Annotated in this window: 1 protein-coding gene; it reads left to right on the top strand. The window is 59.8% G+C overall.

Going from position 1 to position 707, the window contains the following annotated elements; translation table 11 throughout:
• The coding region (locus tag NE664_12580; GenBank protein MCQ4727472.1) for a PTS sugar transporter subunit IIC at window positions 1-707 on the top strand (707 nt) is incomplete at both ends.

Here is a 707-nt window from a genome sequence, read left to right as displayed (position 1 = left end):
CGAGCTGGGCGGACCGGTGGGCGCACTGGTCGCCACCGTCGTGGCTGCGGAACTGGGAAAAATTGTATCAAAGGAAACCCGCGTCGACATCATCGTAACCCCCGGTGTCACCATCATCTCCGGCGTACTGATCGCCCAGTTTGTTGGCCCCGGTGTGGCCGCCTTTATGACAGCCTTCGGAAACCTGGTTAAGACGGCCACGGAGATGCAGCCCTTCTTCATGGGCATTCTGGTATCCGGCCTCATCGGAATCGCCTTAACGCTGCCCATCAGCAGCGCCGCCATCTGTATCATGCTGGCGCTCGACGGTCTGGCGGGCGGTGCGGCTACAGCCGGCTGCTGCGCCCAGATGGTCGGTTTTGCCGTCTTAAGCTTCCGTGAGAACGGCTGGGGCGGCCTGCTGGCCCAGGGGCTTGGCACCACCATGCTTCAGATGGGCAATATCGTAAAGAATCCGAAAATCTGGATCGCCCCCACACTGGCCTCCCTTATAACCGGTCCGGCTGCCACCGTAGTATTCCAGATGAAAAATATCGAAACGGCTTCCGGTATGGGAACCTGCGGCCTGGTCGGCCCCATCGGCATCTATACCGCCATGGGCGGCGGAGCCCGAATGTGGACCGGGATACTGTTTGTCTGCTTCCTGCTGCCCGCCGTTCTGACACTGGTTTTCGGAGCGTGTTTAAGAAAAGCCGGCTGGATTAAAG

The sequence above is a fragment of the Anaerotignum faecicola genome, from assembly GCA_024460105.1.
Classification (GTDB): Bacteria; Bacillota; Clostridia; order Lachnospirales; family Anaerotignaceae; genus JANFXS01.
Note: the sequence above shows the minus strand (reverse complement) of the source record. Positions and strands in the feature narration are given on the sequence as shown.